This window comes from Catalinimonas alkaloidigena (assembly GCF_900100765.1).
GTDB classification, from domain to species: Bacteria; Bacteroidota; Bacteroidia; order Cytophagales; family Flexibacteraceae; genus Mooreia; species Mooreia alkaloidigena.
The window spans coordinates 594,173-611,293 of the sequence record NZ_FNFO01000001.1 but is presented as its reverse complement, the minus strand read 5'-3'; the positions used below and the strand labels follow the sequence as shown (position 1 = coordinate 611,293).

Annotated in this window: 16 protein-coding genes; 10 read left to right on the top strand and 6 right to left on the bottom strand. The window is 54.7% G+C overall.

The features are described from left to right. Window positions 1–370 precede the first annotated feature (370 nt). The 3 genes from groES (at window position 371) to BLR44_RS02330 (ending at window position 2,836) form a co-directional block, all read left to right on the top strand. Window positions 371–646 carry a co-chaperone GroES gene (gene groES / locus BLR44_RS02340; protein ID WP_089678536.1) on the top strand — a complete coding sequence of 92 codons (276 nt, stop codon included), beginning with the start codon at window positions 371–373 and terminating at the stop codon, window positions 644–646. A 61-nt stretch (window positions 647–707) separates the two neighbouring features. Further along, entirely contained in the window at window positions 708–2,348 is a 1,641-nt protein-coding gene (groL, locus tag BLR44_RS02335) for a chaperonin GroEL (RefSeq protein ID WP_089678534.1), read from the top strand. A gap of 119 nt (window positions 2,349–2,467) precedes the next feature. After that, on the top strand, window positions 2,468–2,836 hold the full coding sequence (locus tag BLR44_RS02330) for a tellurite resistance TerB family protein (RefSeq protein ID WP_089678532.1): 369 nt from the start codon (window positions 2,468–2,470) through the stop codon (window positions 2,834–2,836). A gap of 10 nt (window positions 2,837–2,846) precedes the next feature. Here the strand turns inward: BLR44_RS02330 and BLR44_RS02325 are convergent, their stop codons facing one another. Both BLR44_RS02325 and BLR44_RS02320 read right to left on the bottom strand, forming a co-directional pair. Continuing rightward, complete coding sequence (locus tag BLR44_RS02325) at window positions 2,847–4,508, bottom strand: peptide MFS transporter (RefSeq protein WP_089678530.1); 1,662 nt, start codon at window positions 4,506–4,508, stop codon at window positions 2,847–2,849. Between the two features lie 60 nt (window positions 4,509–4,568). Continuing rightward, window positions 4,569–6,182, bottom strand: a complete 1,614-nt coding sequence (locus BLR44_RS02320) for a peptide MFS transporter (RefSeq protein WP_089678528.1) — start codon at window positions 6,180–6,182, stop codon at window positions 4,569–4,571. A 146-nt stretch (window positions 6,183–6,328) separates the two neighbouring features. On the opposite strand from BLR44_RS02320, the gene BLR44_RS02315 reads away from it, so the two are divergent. The 3 genes from BLR44_RS02315 to BLR44_RS02305 are packed head-to-tail and all read left to right on the top strand — an operon-like array spanning window position 6,329 to window position 7,704. Next, complete coding sequence (locus tag BLR44_RS02315) at window positions 6,329–7,030, top strand: peptidoglycan DD-metalloendopeptidase family protein (RefSeq protein WP_089679098.1); 702 nt, start codon at window positions 6,329–6,331, stop codon at window positions 7,028–7,030. Window positions 7,031–7,081: 51 nt separating this feature from the next. Next, complete coding sequence (locus BLR44_RS02310) at window positions 7,082–7,414, top strand: phage holin family protein (protein WP_089678526.1); 333 nt, start codon at window positions 7,082–7,084, stop codon at window positions 7,412–7,414. Window positions 7,415–7,443: 29 nt separating this feature from the next. After that, window positions 7,444–7,704, top strand: coding sequence for an acyl-CoA-binding protein (locus tag BLR44_RS02305; RefSeq protein ID WP_089678524.1), 261 nt, complete (start codon window positions 7,444–7,446; stop codon window positions 7,702–7,704). A gap of 7 nt (window positions 7,705–7,711) precedes the next feature. On the opposite strand, the gene BLR44_RS02300 is transcribed toward BLR44_RS02305, so the two are convergent. Beyond that, a complete protein-coding gene (locus tag BLR44_RS02300) occupies window positions 7,712–7,906 on the bottom strand; it encodes a hypothetical protein (protein ID WP_089678522.1) in 195 nt (64 codons plus the stop codon). Between the two features lie 147 nt (window positions 7,907–8,053). Here BLR44_RS02300 and BLR44_RS02295 point away from each other — a divergent pair, with 147 nt between their 5' ends. Then, window positions 8,054–9,601 carry an MFS transporter gene (locus BLR44_RS02295; RefSeq protein WP_089678520.1) on the top strand — a complete coding sequence of 516 codons (1,548 nt, stop codon included), beginning with the start codon at window positions 8,054–8,056 and terminating at the stop codon, window positions 9,599–9,601. A gap of 76 nt (window positions 9,602–9,677) precedes the next feature. Here the strand turns inward: BLR44_RS02295 and BLR44_RS02290 are convergent, their stop codons facing one another. Both BLR44_RS02290 and BLR44_RS02285 read right to left on the bottom strand, forming a co-directional pair. Continuing rightward, on the bottom strand, window positions 9,678–10,757 hold the full coding sequence (locus BLR44_RS02290; protein WP_089678517.1) for a mannose-1-phosphate guanylyltransferase: 1,080 nt from the start codon (window positions 10,755–10,757) through the stop codon (window positions 9,678–9,680). A gap of 171 nt (window positions 10,758–10,928) precedes the next feature. Next, the gene (locus tag BLR44_RS02285; protein ID WP_089678515.1) at window positions 10,929–11,888 is read right to left on the bottom strand and encodes a KpsF/GutQ family sugar-phosphate isomerase; all 960 of its coding nucleotides are present in this window, start codon (window positions 11,886–11,888) and stop codon (window positions 10,929–10,931) included. A 68-nt stretch (window positions 11,889–11,956) separates the two neighbouring features. Here BLR44_RS02285 and recQ point away from each other — a divergent pair, with 68 nt between their 5' ends. The 3 genes from recQ (at window position 11,957) to BLR44_RS02270 (ending at window position 16,157) form a co-directional block, all read left to right on the top strand. Next, complete coding sequence (gene recQ / locus BLR44_RS02280; RefSeq protein ID WP_089678513.1) at window positions 11,957–14,143, top strand: DNA helicase RecQ; 2,187 nt, start codon at window positions 11,957–11,959, stop codon at window positions 14,141–14,143. A 72-nt stretch (window positions 14,144–14,215) separates the two neighbouring features. Next, a complete protein-coding gene (locus BLR44_RS02275; protein ID WP_143017068.1) occupies window positions 14,216–14,827 on the top strand; it encodes a hypothetical protein in 612 nt (203 codons plus the stop codon). A gap of 31 nt (window positions 14,828–14,858) precedes the next feature. Continuing rightward, on the top strand, window positions 14,859–16,157 hold the full coding sequence (locus BLR44_RS02270; protein WP_089678508.1) for an erythromycin esterase family protein: 1,299 nt from the start codon (window positions 14,859–14,861) through the stop codon (window positions 16,155–16,157). Window positions 16,158–16,189: 32 nt separating this feature from the next. Here BLR44_RS02270 and BLR44_RS02265 read toward each other — a convergent pair whose 3' ends face one another. After that, the gene (locus tag BLR44_RS02265; RefSeq protein WP_089678506.1) at window positions 16,190–17,101 is read right to left on the bottom strand and encodes an ROK family protein; all 912 of its coding nucleotides are present in this window, start codon (window positions 17,099–17,101) and stop codon (window positions 16,190–16,192) included. Between the last annotated feature and the right edge of the window lie 20 nt (window positions 17,102–17,121).

Below are 17,121 nucleotides of genomic sequence, written 5' to 3'. Positions count from 1 at the left end.
GATAGACTGGCAGATAATATACAACAAACATCGGTTCAGCAACAGTAGGAAGTAAAGCTTATTCGGGCCAGTGACAAAATTTACATCGGACAGACGTAAGATACTCAGAACAAACCCATTCCGTACGTGATGTTATTATAAACACGACAGGATTTCGCGTTTATTTTCCGCGCAACGGAAACTTTGTCAGCCTCTGTACTTCGGTTTTGGTAGAATTAGCGGAAAAAATGGCCGAAATGCTCGAATCTGTAAGTTTGCAAGCGCAATGGCACAACAAATGCTTAAAGGCACACCGAGACAGTGCTCCATCACTGCCTCACGAGGAAGAATCATTAAACTAATTTGTACATCTCCTTAATTCACGATTGTTATGTCAGTAAACATTAAGCCTCTGGCCGACCGGGTTCTTGTGAAACCTGCCGCCGCTGAAGAGAAGACCGCTTCCGGAATCATCATCCCTGACACTGCCAAAGAAAAGCCGCAACGTGGCGAAGTAGTGGCCGTCGGAAACGGTAAAAAAGATGAGCCGCTTACCGTTAAAGTAGGCGATACCGTATTGTACGGGAAATACGCCGGTACGGAGATCACCGTCGATGGTAGCGACTACCTGATCATGCGTGAATCGGACGTATTTGCCATCCTCTAGTCTGAAGGACATCATCCTGCATTACATTAGTCTCAACCTTAAATCAAACTAATTTTTAGTTATGTCTAAGAAAATATATTTCAATTCGAGCGCCCGTGAGAAACTCAAAAGAGGAGTAGATACACTGGCCGATGCCGTGAAGGTCACCCTGGGTCCGAAAGGACGGAACGTCATCCTCGACAAAAAATTCGGGGCTCCTTCCATCACCAAAGACGGTGTGACGGTAGCGAAAGAAATCGAACTGAAAGACCCGATCGAAAACATGGGTGCTCAGTTGGTGAAAGAAGTAGCTTCTAAAACCGCTGACTCGGCTGGTGACGGAACCACCACCGCTACGGTGCTGGCCCAGGCCATCTTCCAGGCGGGTATCAAAAACGTAACCGCAGGTGCCAACCCGATGGACCTGAAGCGGGGCATCGACAAGGCCGTTGCGGTGATCGTAGAAAACCTTCGCAAGCAGTCGCGCAGCATTTCGAACTCCAACGAAATCACGCAGGTTGCATCGATCTCTGCCAACAGCGACCAGGAAATCGGTAGCATGATTGCCAACGCCATGGACAAAGTGGGCAAAGAGGGCGTCATCACCGTAGAAGAAGCGCGTGGCACAGAAACCGAAGTAAAAACGGTAGAAGGGATGCAGTTTGACCGCGGTTACCTGTCTCCTTACTTCGTGACCAACACGGAGAAAATGGAGGCTGAACTGGAATCACCGTTCATCCTGATCTACGACAAAAAAGTGTCGTCGATGAAAGAACTGCTGCCCGTCCTGGAGCAGGTAGCCCAAACCGGCAAGCCGCTGGTCATCATCTCTGAAGACGTAGAAGGCGAAGCCCTGGCTACGCTGGTCGTCAACAAAATCCGCGGTGCCCTGAAAGTGGCGGCCGTGAAAGCGCCCGGCTTCGGTGACCGCCGCAAAGCTATGCTGGAAGACATCGCGATCCTGACGGGTGGTACGGTGATCTCTGAAGAGCGCGGCTACAAACTGGAGCAGGCTACGCTTGATTACCTCGGTCAGGCCGAAAAAGTAATCATCGACAAAGACAACACGACGATCGTAAACGGATCGGGCTCTACGGAAGATATCCAAGGCCGTGTGAACCAGATCAAACAGCAGATCGAGAACACAACGTCTGACTACGATCGTGAGAAACTGCAGGAGCGTCTGGCCAAATTGTCAGGCGGTGTTGCCATCCTTTACATCGGTGCCGCTACCGAAGTAGAGATGAAAGAGAAAAAAGACCGTGTAGATGACGCCCTGCACGCTACCCGTGCTGCCGTAGAAGAAGGCATCATCCCCGGTGGTGGTGTGGCGCTGATCCGTGCGCTGGAGTCGCTGGATAGCGTATCTACTTACAACGAAGATGAGAAAATCGGTGTGAACATCGTTCGCACAGCGCTCGAAGCTCCGTTGCGTACGATCGTTGCCAACGCAGGTGCCGAAGGTTCTGTAGTGGTACAGCGCGTCCGCGAAGGCAAAGCCGATTTCGGTTACAACGCGCGTGACGACCGTTTCGAAGAGATGTATGCCGCTGGTATCATCGACCCGACCAAAGTAACGCGTCTGGCCCTGGAGAACGCCGCTTCGATTGCGTCGCTTCTGCTGACTACCGAATGTGTAGTTGCCGACGATCCGGACGAGAAAGAAGCTGCTGCACCTGCCGCGGGCATGGGAGGCATGGGCGGAATGGGTGGAATGATGTAATTCCTCATCGTCTCTAACATAGAAAACCCGGTATGTTTGTACCGGGTTTTTTTGTTTCACCTTTTCTTCCTTTTTTTGCTCTATCTCTCTCTATGCGCTACATTTTTGCTTAATTCCTCATGTCTGTAGAACTCACCCCGGGCTGGGGTCCCCTCCATTACCTGACGTACGTATACATCTGTGTGGCACGGGCCGATTTGCGTCTGGTCGACTCAGAAACCAACGTGATTCTCGAAAAATTGCGTTCGTTCCCGACCATGAAACCGCACCTGACCAACGAACTTTTCGAGGCGGTACTCTACCAGCAGCTCAGCCACACTTGGGATGAAGTGTACGCGCACGTAGAACACTGTTGCACGCAGTATTTGCAAGAAGACAGTGAGAAACAGGCGTTTCTGCGCGACATGGAGGAAATTATCGAGGCCGACGGCGTAGTAAAAAGCACCGAACAGGAAGTGTTCCGGGTGATCCGCGCGCTGCTGACCTAACTCACGATAGTTAATGGATGCCGTGCATCCATTTGCGGAGGCGAGGCACCAGCACCAACAGGACCAGTGCCGCCCCTAATACCACCAGCACACCCCACACCAGATACGTCTGCGAATAAAGCGCGAGCGTATCGTAGGCAGAGGCCTCGTCCGGCAGATTTTCGGCGGCGGTCAGTTGCCCGATGACGCCCGCAATCTTGTTGCCCAGCGAAATGGAGAGAAACCATGCTCCCATCACAAACCCCACGATTTTGGCGGGTGAAAGTTTGGTGATCATCGAGAGTCCTACCGGCGACAGGCTCAGCTCACCCATGGTGTGGAACAGATACATCAGCACCACGAAGATCATCGGTACCTGCGCGTTGGTCGCAAACAATTTAGCACCGGACACAATGATCACGAAGCCCAGCCCCAATTGTGCCAGCCCCAACACGAATTTCATCGGTGTGGAGGGTTCTGCATTCCGTTTGCGAAGCCGAAGCCAAATCCAGGAGAAAACCGGAGCCAACAGCATGATAAACAGCGGGTTCAGACTCTGAAAAATTGAGGCCGGTACTTCGGTCCCGCCCAGCATGCGCTGCACGTTCTTGTCCGTGAAGAGGGTTAGCGAGCCGCCCGCCTGCTCAAAAAGCGCCCAGAAGATGGCGTGGAAGAAAAACAAAACCGTCACCACCAGCAAACGGTCGCCTTCCGCTTTTGGTGATGCAGTGTCCTCGTCCGTCCCCTCGCCTTCCGGCAGGTACGCACCCGGTCGTCCGCCCGACGCGATCATGACGCGTGCTTTCCGACGCAATTGCACCGCTTCGTACACCAGATAGCCAATGATGCCGATGGTGGTCACCACCAAGAGACCCGACACAATGTTGCTGATGTTCAGCATCAGGGCGACGATGGGCAGCGCCATAAGCGATCCGATATAGACCAGCGCAGGCGCACGCAAGCCCGCCACCACCGGTCCGCGCTCCTTTACCGAAGGCGGTACCAGTCCTTTGTCGCCTAGCACCTGGGTGCGGCTGCAGATCCAGAAAAGCAGCAGCCCGCACGCCATCCCGATGCCTGCCAGCCCAAAGCCGTAGTGCCAGTTGATGCGCTCGCCCACATACCCACACGTGAGGGTGGCGAGGAACGAGCCGATGTTCACCCCCATGTAAAAAATGGTAAACGCACCGTCTTTGCGCGGATCGTCCTTTTCGTAGAAATCGCCCAGAAAGCTGGAGATGTTGGGTTTGAAATACCCGTTACCAACGATGATGAGCGCCAGCGAAAAGAAGAACAAAAACAAGCTCCCCTCAAACAAAGTACCCTCCAACGCCAACGTAAAATGCCCCAGCATCATCAGGATGCCGCCCCAGAGGATCGCTTTCCGGAAGCCGAAGATGCGGTCAGCCACCAGTCCGCCCAACACCGGAAAAAGGTAGACCATTGCCGTGTAGGAACCGTACACGCCCAATGCCCGGCTTTCGGCCCCTTCCATGGCCTGAAACAGCACCTTCGACATGTAAAGCGTCAGCAGGGCACGCATGCCGTAGAAACTGAACCGCTCCCACATCTCCGCCCCGAACAAGACAAACAGCGCCATCGGGTGGGTTTTCCGGTTGGTGGCAATGACGATGGGAACCCAGGCAGCGACGAAAATCCAGCCGAAGATGAGGAGGGTCAGGGTAAAGTCCATACAGCAAAGGGCCTAAAAAAGCCCTGCCTCGGGAAGATGAAGCAGGGCTGAAGGGATGATTTATTTTTTGCTACGTTTCAGTTCGTCGTAGCTGATGGTCTCGCCGTCGCCTTCGAGGTGTAGCGTTTCTTCCACTTCGTAGCCTTCATTGTCGCCTACCACCGACGGTTGCAAGTCTTCCGCGCCGTGTGCGAGGCGTTTCAGCGGCTTCAGTACGGCAATCATCAGAAGGCCGAAAATGACGCAGAAGATGAAGATCCCCAGAAAGATGGCGTATTCTCCGGCTTCTGTCGACAGTTCTCCCAGCGAGCCTGCCACCTTGTTGCCCAGTCCGGTAGCGGCAAAATACGCCCCCATCATAAACGCTACGTAGCGCTGCGGCGACAGCTTGGTAACGAAACTCAGCGCCACCGGCGACAGGCAAAGCTCGCCTAACGTGTGGAACATATAGGCCAGCATCAGCCAGTACATGGCCGAGGCTCCCTGGGCTTCGTATTGCCGTACGGCCCCTACCATGAACAGAAAGCCCACGGCCGTGATGATGATGCCTACCGCCATTTTAAAGAGCGAACTCGTTTCTCTGCCCTTCCGCCCCCACCAGGCCCAGAAGCTGCCTACGATGGTGGCAAAAATCAAGATGTACATGGAGTTGGCCGACTGGAACCAGGTGGCTGGCACCTCGAACGATCCCAGCATCCGATCCGTTTTTTCCTGTGCGTAAACGTTCATCAATCCCCCGGCCTGTTCGAACGCCCCCCAGAAAACGATGATCATCACGAACGAAAGCACGATGACCAAGAGCTGGTCGCGCTCTACCGGATTGGACTCGTTGAAAAATACGAAAAACACACCTACCGCCAGACTCAGCCCGATGATCAGCAATCCGTACGCCCAGGAGCCGCCGAAGACCCAGGTAGCCACGCCCGCCAACGCCACGATCGCCGTCCAGAGTAGGGCGTTGCGCTGCCGGAAAATTTCCAGGAAGAAATTAGGCTCGTTCGAAACGGCCGATTTGTCCGGTGCGTTGCCGACCTCTTTCAGGTGTTTCTGCCCGGACATGAACACCAGTTGCCCCAGCACCATGCCGATGCCCGCCAGCCCGAAGCCGTAATGCCAGCCGATTCGCTCACCGACCGTTCCGACAATGACCCCGGCCAGCAAAGCCCCGAGGTTAATCCCCATATAAAAGATATAAAAGCCCATGTCGCGACGACCGTCTTTCCGGCCATACAGCCCACCGACCATCGTGGAGATGTTGGGCTTCAGGCCGCCGACCCCCAAAACGATCAGTACAAGACCCGTGTAAAAAGCCCAAGGCGCCTGCACCGCCAGAATGCCATGTCCCAAACACAACAAAAGACCGCCAAGTATGACGGTCTTCTTCTGGCCTAAGAATTTATCTGCGATGATTCCTCCGGGAATAGAGGCCACGTAGACGAACATGGTGTACCAACCGTACAACGCGTATGCATCCAACTCGGTCCAGCCGAAACCGGGATTTTCGCCGGTAGTGCTGGACACCAGAAACAGCACCAGAATGGCGCGCATGCCGTAATAACTAAACCGCTCCCACATCTCAGTGAAAAAGAGGAAAAAAAGTCCTTTGGGTTGTCCGAAAAAGGTGCCCGGCGAGACGGAGGAAGACGAGGAAAGAGGCTGCTGAGAGGAGGCCATAGGCGAAATTTTAGATGGTAATAACTCTAAAAGTACACGGTGCCGACCAGACCCGCAATGGAAAAACCATGCCACCCCGCAAAAACCCCTGCCTACACGCCTCGCCCCTATTTTCGGGGCAGGCACCGGACCGTACATTTGCCCGCATGTCAACGCCCCTATCCGACTGGTTGCAAGCGCGTCAAGGTACGTTCGGTCCTCTGGTTTCCTATGATCTCCACCACCCCAAGGTATTTGTGTTCGATTTCACCGCGCAAAACGCGGACCTGACGGCCGTGGACCTGCGCGATACGCCCGCGTTTGCCCGATACGTCGACAAACGGCTGCGCGAAGAAGGAAGCCGGATCGGAATTGGCGGATACCTCGAAGACCGCGTACTTTACCAGCGCAGTGCGCACTACGACGGGACCGGGACCGAACCACGGCGGTTGCACCTGGGCATGGACATCTGGGCACCGGCTTATACGCCCATTTTCGCGCCGCTGGCAGGGCGGGTCCACAGCTTTGCCGATAACCAAGGATTTGGCAACTACGGCCCCACGATTATCCTGGAACATGCGTATGATCACGGCACGTTTCATACCCTCTATGGGCACCTGTCGCTGGCTTCGCTGGAGGGCTTGCACGTAGGGCAACCAGTTGCCCAAGGCGAACGCGTTGGTGAACTGGGACCTTATCCTGAAAACGGCGACTGGCCCCCACACCTGCATTTTCAGATCATCGACGACATGGGCGACTGGTGGGGCGACTATCCGGGCGTAGCGGCCGGATCGGAACGGGAGCACTACCGGCAGAATTGCCCCGATCCCAATTACGTGTTTAACTTCATTCCGCCCGACCCGGCCTGAGAACCGAACCCGCCGGACAGATTTCCGTAGCCTAGGTAAACTCGATTTTCTATGGAATTTATTGTCTCTACCCTGATCTATGCGGTAGCGGTATTTGCTACGGCCTACCTCCTGCCCGGAGTTAAGGTGAACAATTTCGGCACGGCTATTCTCGCCGCCCTGTTGCTCCTCCTTGCCAACGCCGTTGTCAAACCTATCCTGGTTGTCCTTACCATCCCGATCACCATCCTGACGCTTGGGCTATTTTTGCTGGTGATCAACGCCCTGATCGTGATGCTTGTCGACAAGCTGCTGACGGGTATGGAAATCAAAAATTTTGGCTGGGCGGTGGCCTTCAGCGTCGTGCTGTCGATCATCAGTTCTGTCCTCAACTGGATCTTTTAAGCATTAAGTAAACATAACTCAACATCATTATGGAACTATCTGAACAATTCAACGCCGCGTCCGAGCGCGTCAACCACTTGCCGAGCCGCCCGTCGAACGACGATCTTCTTGCTCTGTATGGACTTTACAAGCAAGCCACCGAAGGCGATGTGACGGGCGAACGTCCCGGCGGTTTCGACTTCAAAGCCATTGCCAAGTACGATGCCTGGAAAGAAGTGCAGGGGCTCTCGTCCGAAGAAGCCATGCAACGCTACATCGCCCTCGTCGATCGGCTGGAACAGGAAGCGTAAGGGAAAACTAGACGTGCCGGGCCGAGTGGACGTCGGCCTGGATCATGTGTAGTAACTGGCTAATTTGTCGGCAGACTTTGTCGGCACGCACGTAATCCTGCCCTTCAATCGACAGGCGCAAATCATCGTGCAGGCGGTCAAACTGATCTAATTCGCGACGCAGGGTCGCTTCGAGCGCAGAGGTATCGGCTTTGTTTTTCACGCCATTCTCAACGCAGATCCCCGGTGGGAAGTTGCAGTCGTGCTCCAGAAGATGAAATTTCGTACGCGGAGAAGCGGCACCCTGGGAAAACCGGAACTTTCCGTTATTTTTCTAGTTAGCTTTTCAACAACCTACCCCCACGTCCCCATGTCCGCGCACAAACCCCGCCTGAGCTTCTGGCAAATCTGGAACATGAGTTTTGGCTTTTTGGGCATCCAGTTCGGTTTTGCCCTGCAAAACGCCAACGTCAGCCGCATTTTCGAAACGCTCGGTGCCGAAGTCGACGAAATTCCCATTCTTTGGATTGCGGCGCCGGTTACGGGTCTGCTGATTCAGCCCATCATCGGCCACATGAGCGACCACACCTGGGGACGCCTCGGGCGGCGACGGCCGTACTTCCTGGCGGGTGCCATCCTTGCATCGCTGGCCTTGTTCCTGATGCCCAATTCGCCTTCGCTCTGGGTGGCGGCGGGCATGCTGTGGATGATGGATGCGTCGATCAACGTTTCGATGGAGCCGTTCCGGGCCTTCGTGGGGGATATGCTGCCGTCGGCCCAACGCACCACGGGGTTTGCTATGCAGAGTTTTTTCATCGGTCTGGGGGCGGTGGTGGCCTCGGCCCTCCCGTACATGATGAGCAACTGGTTCGGTGTAGACAATACGGCGGCCGAAGGGCTGATTCCGGCCTCTGTGCGGTGGTCGTTTTACCTAGGCGGCGCCACGTTTCTACTGGCGGTGCTCTGGACCGTCTTCAAAAGCCACGAGTATTCGCCCGAAGAGCTTCGCCGTTTCGAAGAGGCGTCTCCGTTAGCCCATGCCACTCCGACCGAGACTACGCTTCCGGCGTCCCGGTACCTGCAACACGGCCTACTCTGGCTTGCGGTGGGCCTCGTGGCCTCGCTGTTGTTCTTCATCGCCGAGCTGGACCGCCAACTCTACGTGCTTTCGGGAGGCGTAGCGACCTACGGCCTCCTGCAACTGATCGCGGGCTGGAGCGTACAACGGCACTCACACAACGGATTGGTTTCCATCATCACCGACCTGTACCGCATGCCCCCTACCATGGGCCAACTTGCGGTGGTGCAGTTTTTCTCGTGGCTGGCCCTGTTTGCCATGTGGATTTACACGACTTCGGCGGTGACGGCCCACATTTACGGCACCACGGATACGACTTCGGCCTTGTACAATCAGGGCGCCGATTGGGTGGGCGTTTTGTTCGCGGTCTACAACGGAGTAGCGGCGCTGGCGGCGTTTCTGCTGCCGGTTCTCGCCGCGCGGACCAGCCGACGCATGACGCACCTGATTGCGCTGGTACTCGGTGGCATCGGGCTGGCGTCCATTTACGTGATTGCCAATCCAGATCTGCTGCTGGTATCGATGGTATTGATCGGCATTGCCTGGGCCAGCATCCTGAGCATGCCCTACGCCATGCTGACCGGGTCGCTCCCGGCCCACAAGATGGGCGTCTATATGGGCATCTTCAACTTTTTCATCGTCATTCCGCAAATCACCGCCGCGGCCATTCTGGGCTTCATGGTGCGGGGTCTGTTCGGGGGCGAGGCGGTCTACGCACTGGTGGTCGGTGGTGTCTCGATGGTAGTGGCCGGTTTCCTGACACTCCGCGTGCGGGATGTCGACGACGCGCCGGGAGTGCCCTCGGCAATCGGGGCGACCGAAACGGCACTGCACCGTTAGGGCAAGGCAGGGGCGGCGCTGCAACAAAAAAGGGGGCCATTGACATGGCCCCTTTTCTTTATATATAGAACTCGGCTCAAATGAATTTCCGGTCCTGTTTTTCTTTCGCGTCGGCAACAAACTGTTTGACGCGCTGCTCTTCGTCCTTGTGGCAGATCATCACGACGCCGTCGTATTCGGCTACGATGTAGTCTTTCAAGCCCTGCACAACCAACAACCGGTCTTTCGACGACTTGACGATGCAGCCTTCCGTATCGTACAACATTACGTTGCCGTCGACCACGTTGCGGTCACCGTTTTTGTCCGACAGTTCGTACAGGGACTTCCAGGTGCCCAGGTCCGACCACCCGAAATCAGACAACAGCGTGTAAACGTTTTCGGCCTTTTCCATGATGCCGTAGTCGAGTGAGATGTTTTTGCACTGCGAATACGCTTTGGTCACAAAGTGCTGCTCGTCTTCCTGGTAGTAATCCTCGTTGCCCTCTTCGAAAATTTCGGCTACGTCGGGCAAGTGTTGTTCAAAACTCTTCAGGATGGCTTTGACATTAAAAAGGAAAATCCCGGCGTTCCAGACGAAATCGCCGCTCGCCAAAAACTCTTTCGCCATCTCCAGTTCCGGCTTTTCCGTAAAGGTTTTCACCTTTTTGATTTCGCTGCCAGCCTCCCCATTCAGGTATTGAATGTAGCCATAGCCGGTGTCGGGGCGGCTCGGCTTGATGCCCAGCGTCAGCAGAATGTCTTGCTCGGCCGTGGCGGCCAGACCGGTTTCGATGGTGCGGACAAATTCGTCAGGACGGGTGATGACGTGGTCGGCCGGCGCTACCACCACGTTTCCTTCGGGGTTGCGGCTGGCAATTTTGTAACAGGCGTACGCCACACAGGGGGCGGTGTTGCGCCCGACAGGCTCCAGCAGAATCTGGTCGTCTTCCAGAAACGGAAGTTGATTTTTGACCAGCTGGTAATAGTCGCGGTTGGTAACGATGTAAATGTTTTCGGGCGGGCAAACGCTTTCGAAACGGGCCACCGTATCCTGCAACATGCTGCGCCCCTTGCCGAGCACGTCATGAAACTGTTTGGGATGGTTGGTACGGCTAAACGGCCAGAAGCGACTGCCAATGCCCCCCGCCATGATGACGGCGTAATGGTTCTGATTCATAGGTGAAGCATTGAAAGCAAAAAATCAGGATTGATTTGTGTTTGCTGAGTTAAACTAACGGCGATGGTTCGGTCCGTGCGCTGTACAGGGGTGGCTTTCCACCGTCCGGAGCGTGGAAAGAATTCTGCCGGCAGAGGGTAGTGGCGGCACGATCCATCTCTACAAATGTACTTAAACTAACCCTTCGCGCAACAGGTCGTGCATATGAACGAAACCTACCGGACGCGTCCCCTCCAGAACAATCAGTTGGGTAATCTGGTGTAGTTGCATCATTTCCAGCGCCGTAACGGCGTAGGTACCGGTTTCGATGGTTTTGGGGCGGGGCGTCATAATGTCGGTCGCCCGGACCTGGGCCAGATCGCGCCCGGCCCGTAACATGCGCCGCAGGTCGCCGTCGGTAATGATCCCGGCCAGCGCGCCGTCGTCGTCGACCACGGCCGTGGCTCCCAGGCGCTTGGACGTCATCTCCAGAATCACCGTATGCAGATCGGCCTGTAACGATACCTGCGGCAGTTCGTTGAGGCGGCTGAGGTCGTCGACCGTTAGGTACAGGCGTTTCCCCAGCGTGCCGCCGGGGTGCAGTCGTGCAAAATCCTCGCGTCCGAAGCTGCGGGCTTCCAGCAGACAAATGGCCAACGCATCGCCCAGCGCCAGCGCCGCGGTGGTGCTGGTGGTCGGTGCCAGGTCGTGCGGGCAGGCTTCCTGGGCCACGGTGGCGTCCAGAATGCAGTCCGCCTGATCGGCCAGCCAGGAGTTCAGATTCCCTACCAAAGCGATTAATTTTGCGCCGGTTCTTTTCAAAAGTGGAACCAATACTTTAATTTCGGGAGTGCTCCCACTTTTGGAGATGCAAATGACTACATCATCACGTTGGATCATTCCTAAATCGCCATGGATCGCATCGGCCGCATGCATGAACAATGCGGGTGTTCCGGTGGAGTTCAACGTAGCCACAATCTTCTGAGCAATGATGGCACTTTTACCAATGCCCGACACAACAACCCTACCGGGCGTATGAAGAATGGTATGAACGCACGTTTCAAACGCCGGCCCCACACGGTCGGTCAACTGCAGCAACGCCTGCGCCTCAGTTTGAAGGACGCGTATTGCCGTCTGTTTAATGTTTGTCAACCTTTATGTATCTGTCTGTTTCAGGGCAAAGATAGAAAGAATGCCCTTCTACAGATCTCCCTCTTTATATGATTGCAGAACCCGTAACCGATCTCAAAACCAAGCTAAAGGAAGTTTTCGGATACAACACCTTTCGAGGCGATCAGGAAGCCATCGTGGGCAATGTACTGGCCGGTAACGACACGTTTGTCATCATGCCGACCGGCGCCGGTAAATCGCTGTGCTATCAGCTTCCGGCCGTGATGCTGCCCGGCACCGCGATTGTCATTTCGCCGCTCATTGCCCTGATGAAAAACCAGGTCGACCAACTCAACGCCCTGGGAGTCAACGCGCAGTTTTTGAATTCCACGCTGACCAAAGCGGAGATCAACCGCGTGAAGAAAGAAACGCTGAGCGGCGACATCAAGCTGCTCTACGTAGCGCCCGAGTCGCTCACCAAAGAAGAGAACGTAGACCTGCTGCAAAGAGCGAACATTTCGTTCGTAGCCATCGACGAAGCCCACTGTATTTCGGAATGGGGGCACGACTTCCGCCCGGAATACCGCCGCATCAAGAGCATCATCGACCAGATCGGCAACCTGCCCGTCATCGCGCTGACCGCTACGGCCACGCCGAAAGTACAGCTCGACATTCAGAAAAACCTGCAGATGGAGGCCGCGACACTGTTCAAGTCGTCGTTCAACCGGAAAAATCTGTATTACGACGTGCGGCCCAAAAAGGACGCGAAAAAGCAGCTGATCCGGTTCGTCAAAAATAACAAAGGCAAGTCGGGCATCATCTACTGCCTGAGCCGCAAGAAGGTAGAAGAGATCGCCGAACTGTTGCGGGTCAACGACGTGAAGGCGCTGCCCTACCACGCCGGTCTCGATGCGTCGATCCGGATGGCCAACCAGGATGCCTTTCTGAGTGAAGACGTCGACGTTGTGGTGGCCACCATCGCGTTCGGCATGGGCATCGACAAACCTGACGTCCGCTTCGTGGTTCATTACGACGCGCCCAAATCGCTCGAAGGCTATTACCAGGAAACCGGCCGCAGTGGTCGCGATGGCCTGGAGGGCAACTGCGTGATGTTCTACAGCCACAACGACATCTCCAAGCTGGAGAAGTTCAACAAAGACAAATCGGTTACCGAGCGCGACAACGCCAAGCACCTGCTGCAGGAAATGACGGCCTATGCCGAGTCGGCCATCTGCCGGAAACGTCAGTTGCTACATTATTTTGGCGAACATTTGGAAGAAGAGTGCGGATTTTGTGATAATTGCACCAAGCCTCGTCAGGAGATCAAACTACTCGACGAAGTGAAGCTGGCGCTTCAGGCGGTAGTGGCTACAGAACAACGCTTCGGCATCGAACACCTGGTGGATGTGCTGCGCGGCGTCAACAACGATTACGTGCAGAGTTACAGCCACAACGAGCTGAGCATGTTTGGCAAAGGTGCCTCGCAGGAGTGCGGATTCTGGTCGTCGCTGTTGCGCCAGATTCTTCTCGCCGGCTTCCTGGAAAAGGACATTGATAACTATGGCGTGCTGAAAATCACTGACAAAGGCCGCCAGTTCATGGAATTGCCTTACCCCGTTACCCTATATAAGGACCATGATTATACTAATGTAGCCGTGGAAGACGAAGAAGAAGAGAAAGAACCTGCCGCGCCGGCGAAGTCGTACGACGAGACCCTCTTTGAGCTTCTGAAGAAGCTGCGCAAAAAGCTGGCGAAAGAAAAGGAGCTCCCACCCTATGTTATTTTCCAGGACCCTTCGTTGGAAGAGATGGCGACCGTCTATCCAACGACCCGCGACGACCTGACGCGCATCAACGGCGTCGGCATGGGCAAAGCCACGAAATACGGACGTCCGTTCCTGGACCTGATCAAGAAATACGTAGAAGAAAACGACATCGCCACCGCCGACGACGTGGTGGTGAAATCGACGGTCAATAAATCGAAGGTCAAAATCTACATCATCCAGCAGATTGACCGGAAAGTCGACCTGGAAGAGATTGCCGAAGCCAAAGACCTGGAAATGGACGAGCTGATTTCGGAAATCGAGCACATCTGTTACTCCGGTACGCGCCTCAACCTTGATTACTTCATCGACCAGATTCTGGATGAAGAGCGGCAGGAAGAGATCTACGATTACTTCATGAACGCCGACACGGACAACATCGACGCGGCCCTCCGCACCCTGGGTCCTGATGAGTACACCGAAGAAGAACTGCGCCTGATGCGTATCAAGTTCATGTCGGAAGTGGCTAACTAAGAAGAGTTAGGATAAATCCATAAAAAAAGGTAGGTTGACGGGGTTATTTGCCTCTTCAACCTACCTTTTTTTATGAACCACCTCTTCGTAACGACCCGGTACGTTTCCCGGTCGCTTCAACCACTCGGTTGTTTCGTGCTATGCAGCTTCCTATGCTTAGGCATAGCCAGTTGCCAGAATGAAGATGAAATTGGCCAGTTGATCACCGATCCCTCCCTCGATTTAAAACCGGGTAAAAATTTTCCAGATTCCTGGTTCTATTGGGTGAATGAAAGCCCGCATGAATTTTTCTGGCTACCGAAAGAACCGGAATCGAACGACTATTACCTGGGTTTTGAGAATAGCGTCTTCGATACCGTTCACTACTCGTTTTACGCGCAGTCTATTCTCACTCCTATTCCCAAAGGCAAACAGTTGACCCTACGTGCCAAAGTAAAAGCCGAGAATCTGGTGGGCGAAGGGCTTAACCTGGCAATTCGATGCGATGGTCCGCAGGGCATAATCAAGTTCGTATCGACCCGCGATCAGGCTCCCATTCAAGGCAATTTCGACTGGAAAGAATTCAATGTGGTACTCGATGAAGTGCCGGAAGAAACCAACGTGATCGCAGTCTTAGTGCTCTATCTGAACGCCACCACCGGACGCGCCTCCTTCGACGATGTGACCCTCACTTACAAGCGGTAAGTTTTCCTCCTCAGGTTTTTCTGCTTCGCTTATGGTTCGTTTCATCCCTCTCCATTGGTCTATTTTGCTCGTAATCATAGCCGCGGGCTGTCATCAGGAAGAAGCACAGGAACCTGCACTTACTACCAAGCAGCAAGCGCTTGTCGCCGAATTGAACACTGGCCTGGCCCTCCCTTTCTCCAATCACCCCCTTACGCTCTCCGACGACGCGCTTTCGACGCTGAACGAACTGGGGAGAGCCTCGATTGTAGGATTAGGCGAAGCCACTCACGGCAGTAAGGAGTTTTTCGAAATCAAGCACCGCCTTTTTCGATATTTGGTCGAAAACTTCGGACACCGAGCTTTTGGGTTTGAGTGTGACTTCGCCGAATCGCTGTACTTTGATACGTATGTCACCACGGGAGCGGGCGACCTGACCCAACTGATGCGTACCAAAATGCACTTCTGGATTTGGAAAACGACCGAAGTACGCGCTCTGCTAGAATGGATGCGCCAATACAATGCAGGCAAAACCGAAGAAGACCAAATCCATTTTTATGGGTTTGACTGCCAACAAATAGACCAGCAACCGCCCCTTCTTCTGGCCTATTTTGAGAAGAATGCACCTGCACTTTACCAACGCACCAAGAGCATTCTTACGTCTATTCAAACCACGATGAGGGCCGAAAGCCTTACCCATGAACCCAAGTACCTGGATAGTTTGGCAAGCATTCAGACCTACCTGGATGAGCATAAGGCGCCCTTAATACAGGCCAGCTCCGTGCAGGAGTGGCAGATCATGAAGCAATTGGTTACGACCCTTGAGCAGGCGATCCACGTGGCAGGGGCCTCGGATAGGAATTTGGAGCGGGATCGTTACATGGCTGATAATGTGCGCTGGCTACAGCAAATGATGGGAGACGCCAGCAAGATTTCCATTTGGGCTCACAATTACCACATCGGCAATTTCTTCCAACGAACCACTGGTGCCTATTTGAAAGCCGACTTGCACGACGCTTACCAACGTGTAGGATTTACGTTTTCTACCGGTGCATTCATGGCCGCTTCTTCGGACGGCAATGTGCGCACGCAAATGATACAGAAAGCCCCTATTGAGAGTTCCATCAACCACCTCCTCCACAACGCACAGTCTAAAAACTTTGCCTTGCCTCTCAAAAACACACCTCCCAATAGCGGCTGGCCCGAGTTCTTGGCGGGGACTAATTCCATATTATCCGTCGGCGTTACCTATACGGGAGATCCGGTCGATCATTATTACTTTTTGCCCATCGGCCAAACCTTCGACTGGTTGATCTACTTTGATGAAGTACGAGCCTCCGAACCACTTTGATTATCCCTTTCACTGCCACATGTCTCTCCCCGCTACCCCGCCACCAGCATTGCTGCTCCGAAAACGCCTGCGCTGTCGCCTAATTTGGGTTTCAGGAAGAGCGTATCCAGCCGGTTGTTGAACACCTTGGCTTCGGCCATCGCGACGCCATCGGTGTAGAGCAAGTCGACGTTGCCCACGCCACCGCCCAGCACAATCACGTCCGGGTCCAGAATGTTAATCACGACCGAAATGGCCTGCCCGAAAAAGTGCGCAAGGCGTTGCATCGTGGCAGTCGCATAAGGATCAATGTGCTTGCGATGCCGCTCGTGGATCTCTTTCAGGTCCAGAGCTTTACCGCTCAGTTGGGTGTAGTAACGCTCCAGCCCCTTGCCGGAAAGAATCGTTTCCACACATCCCACGCGACCGCAGTAACACGGCCCGCCCGAAACGTCCAGAAAATTGTGGCCCCACTCGCCCGCAATGCCGTGATGTCCGTTCAGCAAACGTCCGTTGACCACCACGCCGCCCCCGACGCCCGTGCCCATGATTACGCCGAACACCACCTCCGCACCCGGTTTCGCCTCTGCCACGCTGCCCAGCTTCGTTTCGGCCAACGCAAAACAGTTGGCATCGTTGGCCAGGACTACCGGTACCCCCAACACCCGCGTCAGGTCGTCCTGCAACGGCTGTCCGTTCAGACTCACCGTATTGCAGTTTTTCATCGTCTGTGTTTGCGGGTCGAGTACGCCCGGTGTGCCAAAACCAATGGCCGAGGGGGCTTGTCCCGTTTCGCGGGTCAATTGGGTGATGAGCAAACGAATCTGCCGTAAGATATGGTCGTATCCTTTGTCGGCTTCCGTCGGAATGCGCAGGCGCTTGAGCACCGTATTCGCTTCGTCGTTCGCCAGCACTACGCCTTCAAGTTTAGTACCGCCCAGGTCTACGCCCCAGATTGTCTCCATCGTCTCGTGGTTAATGAGTT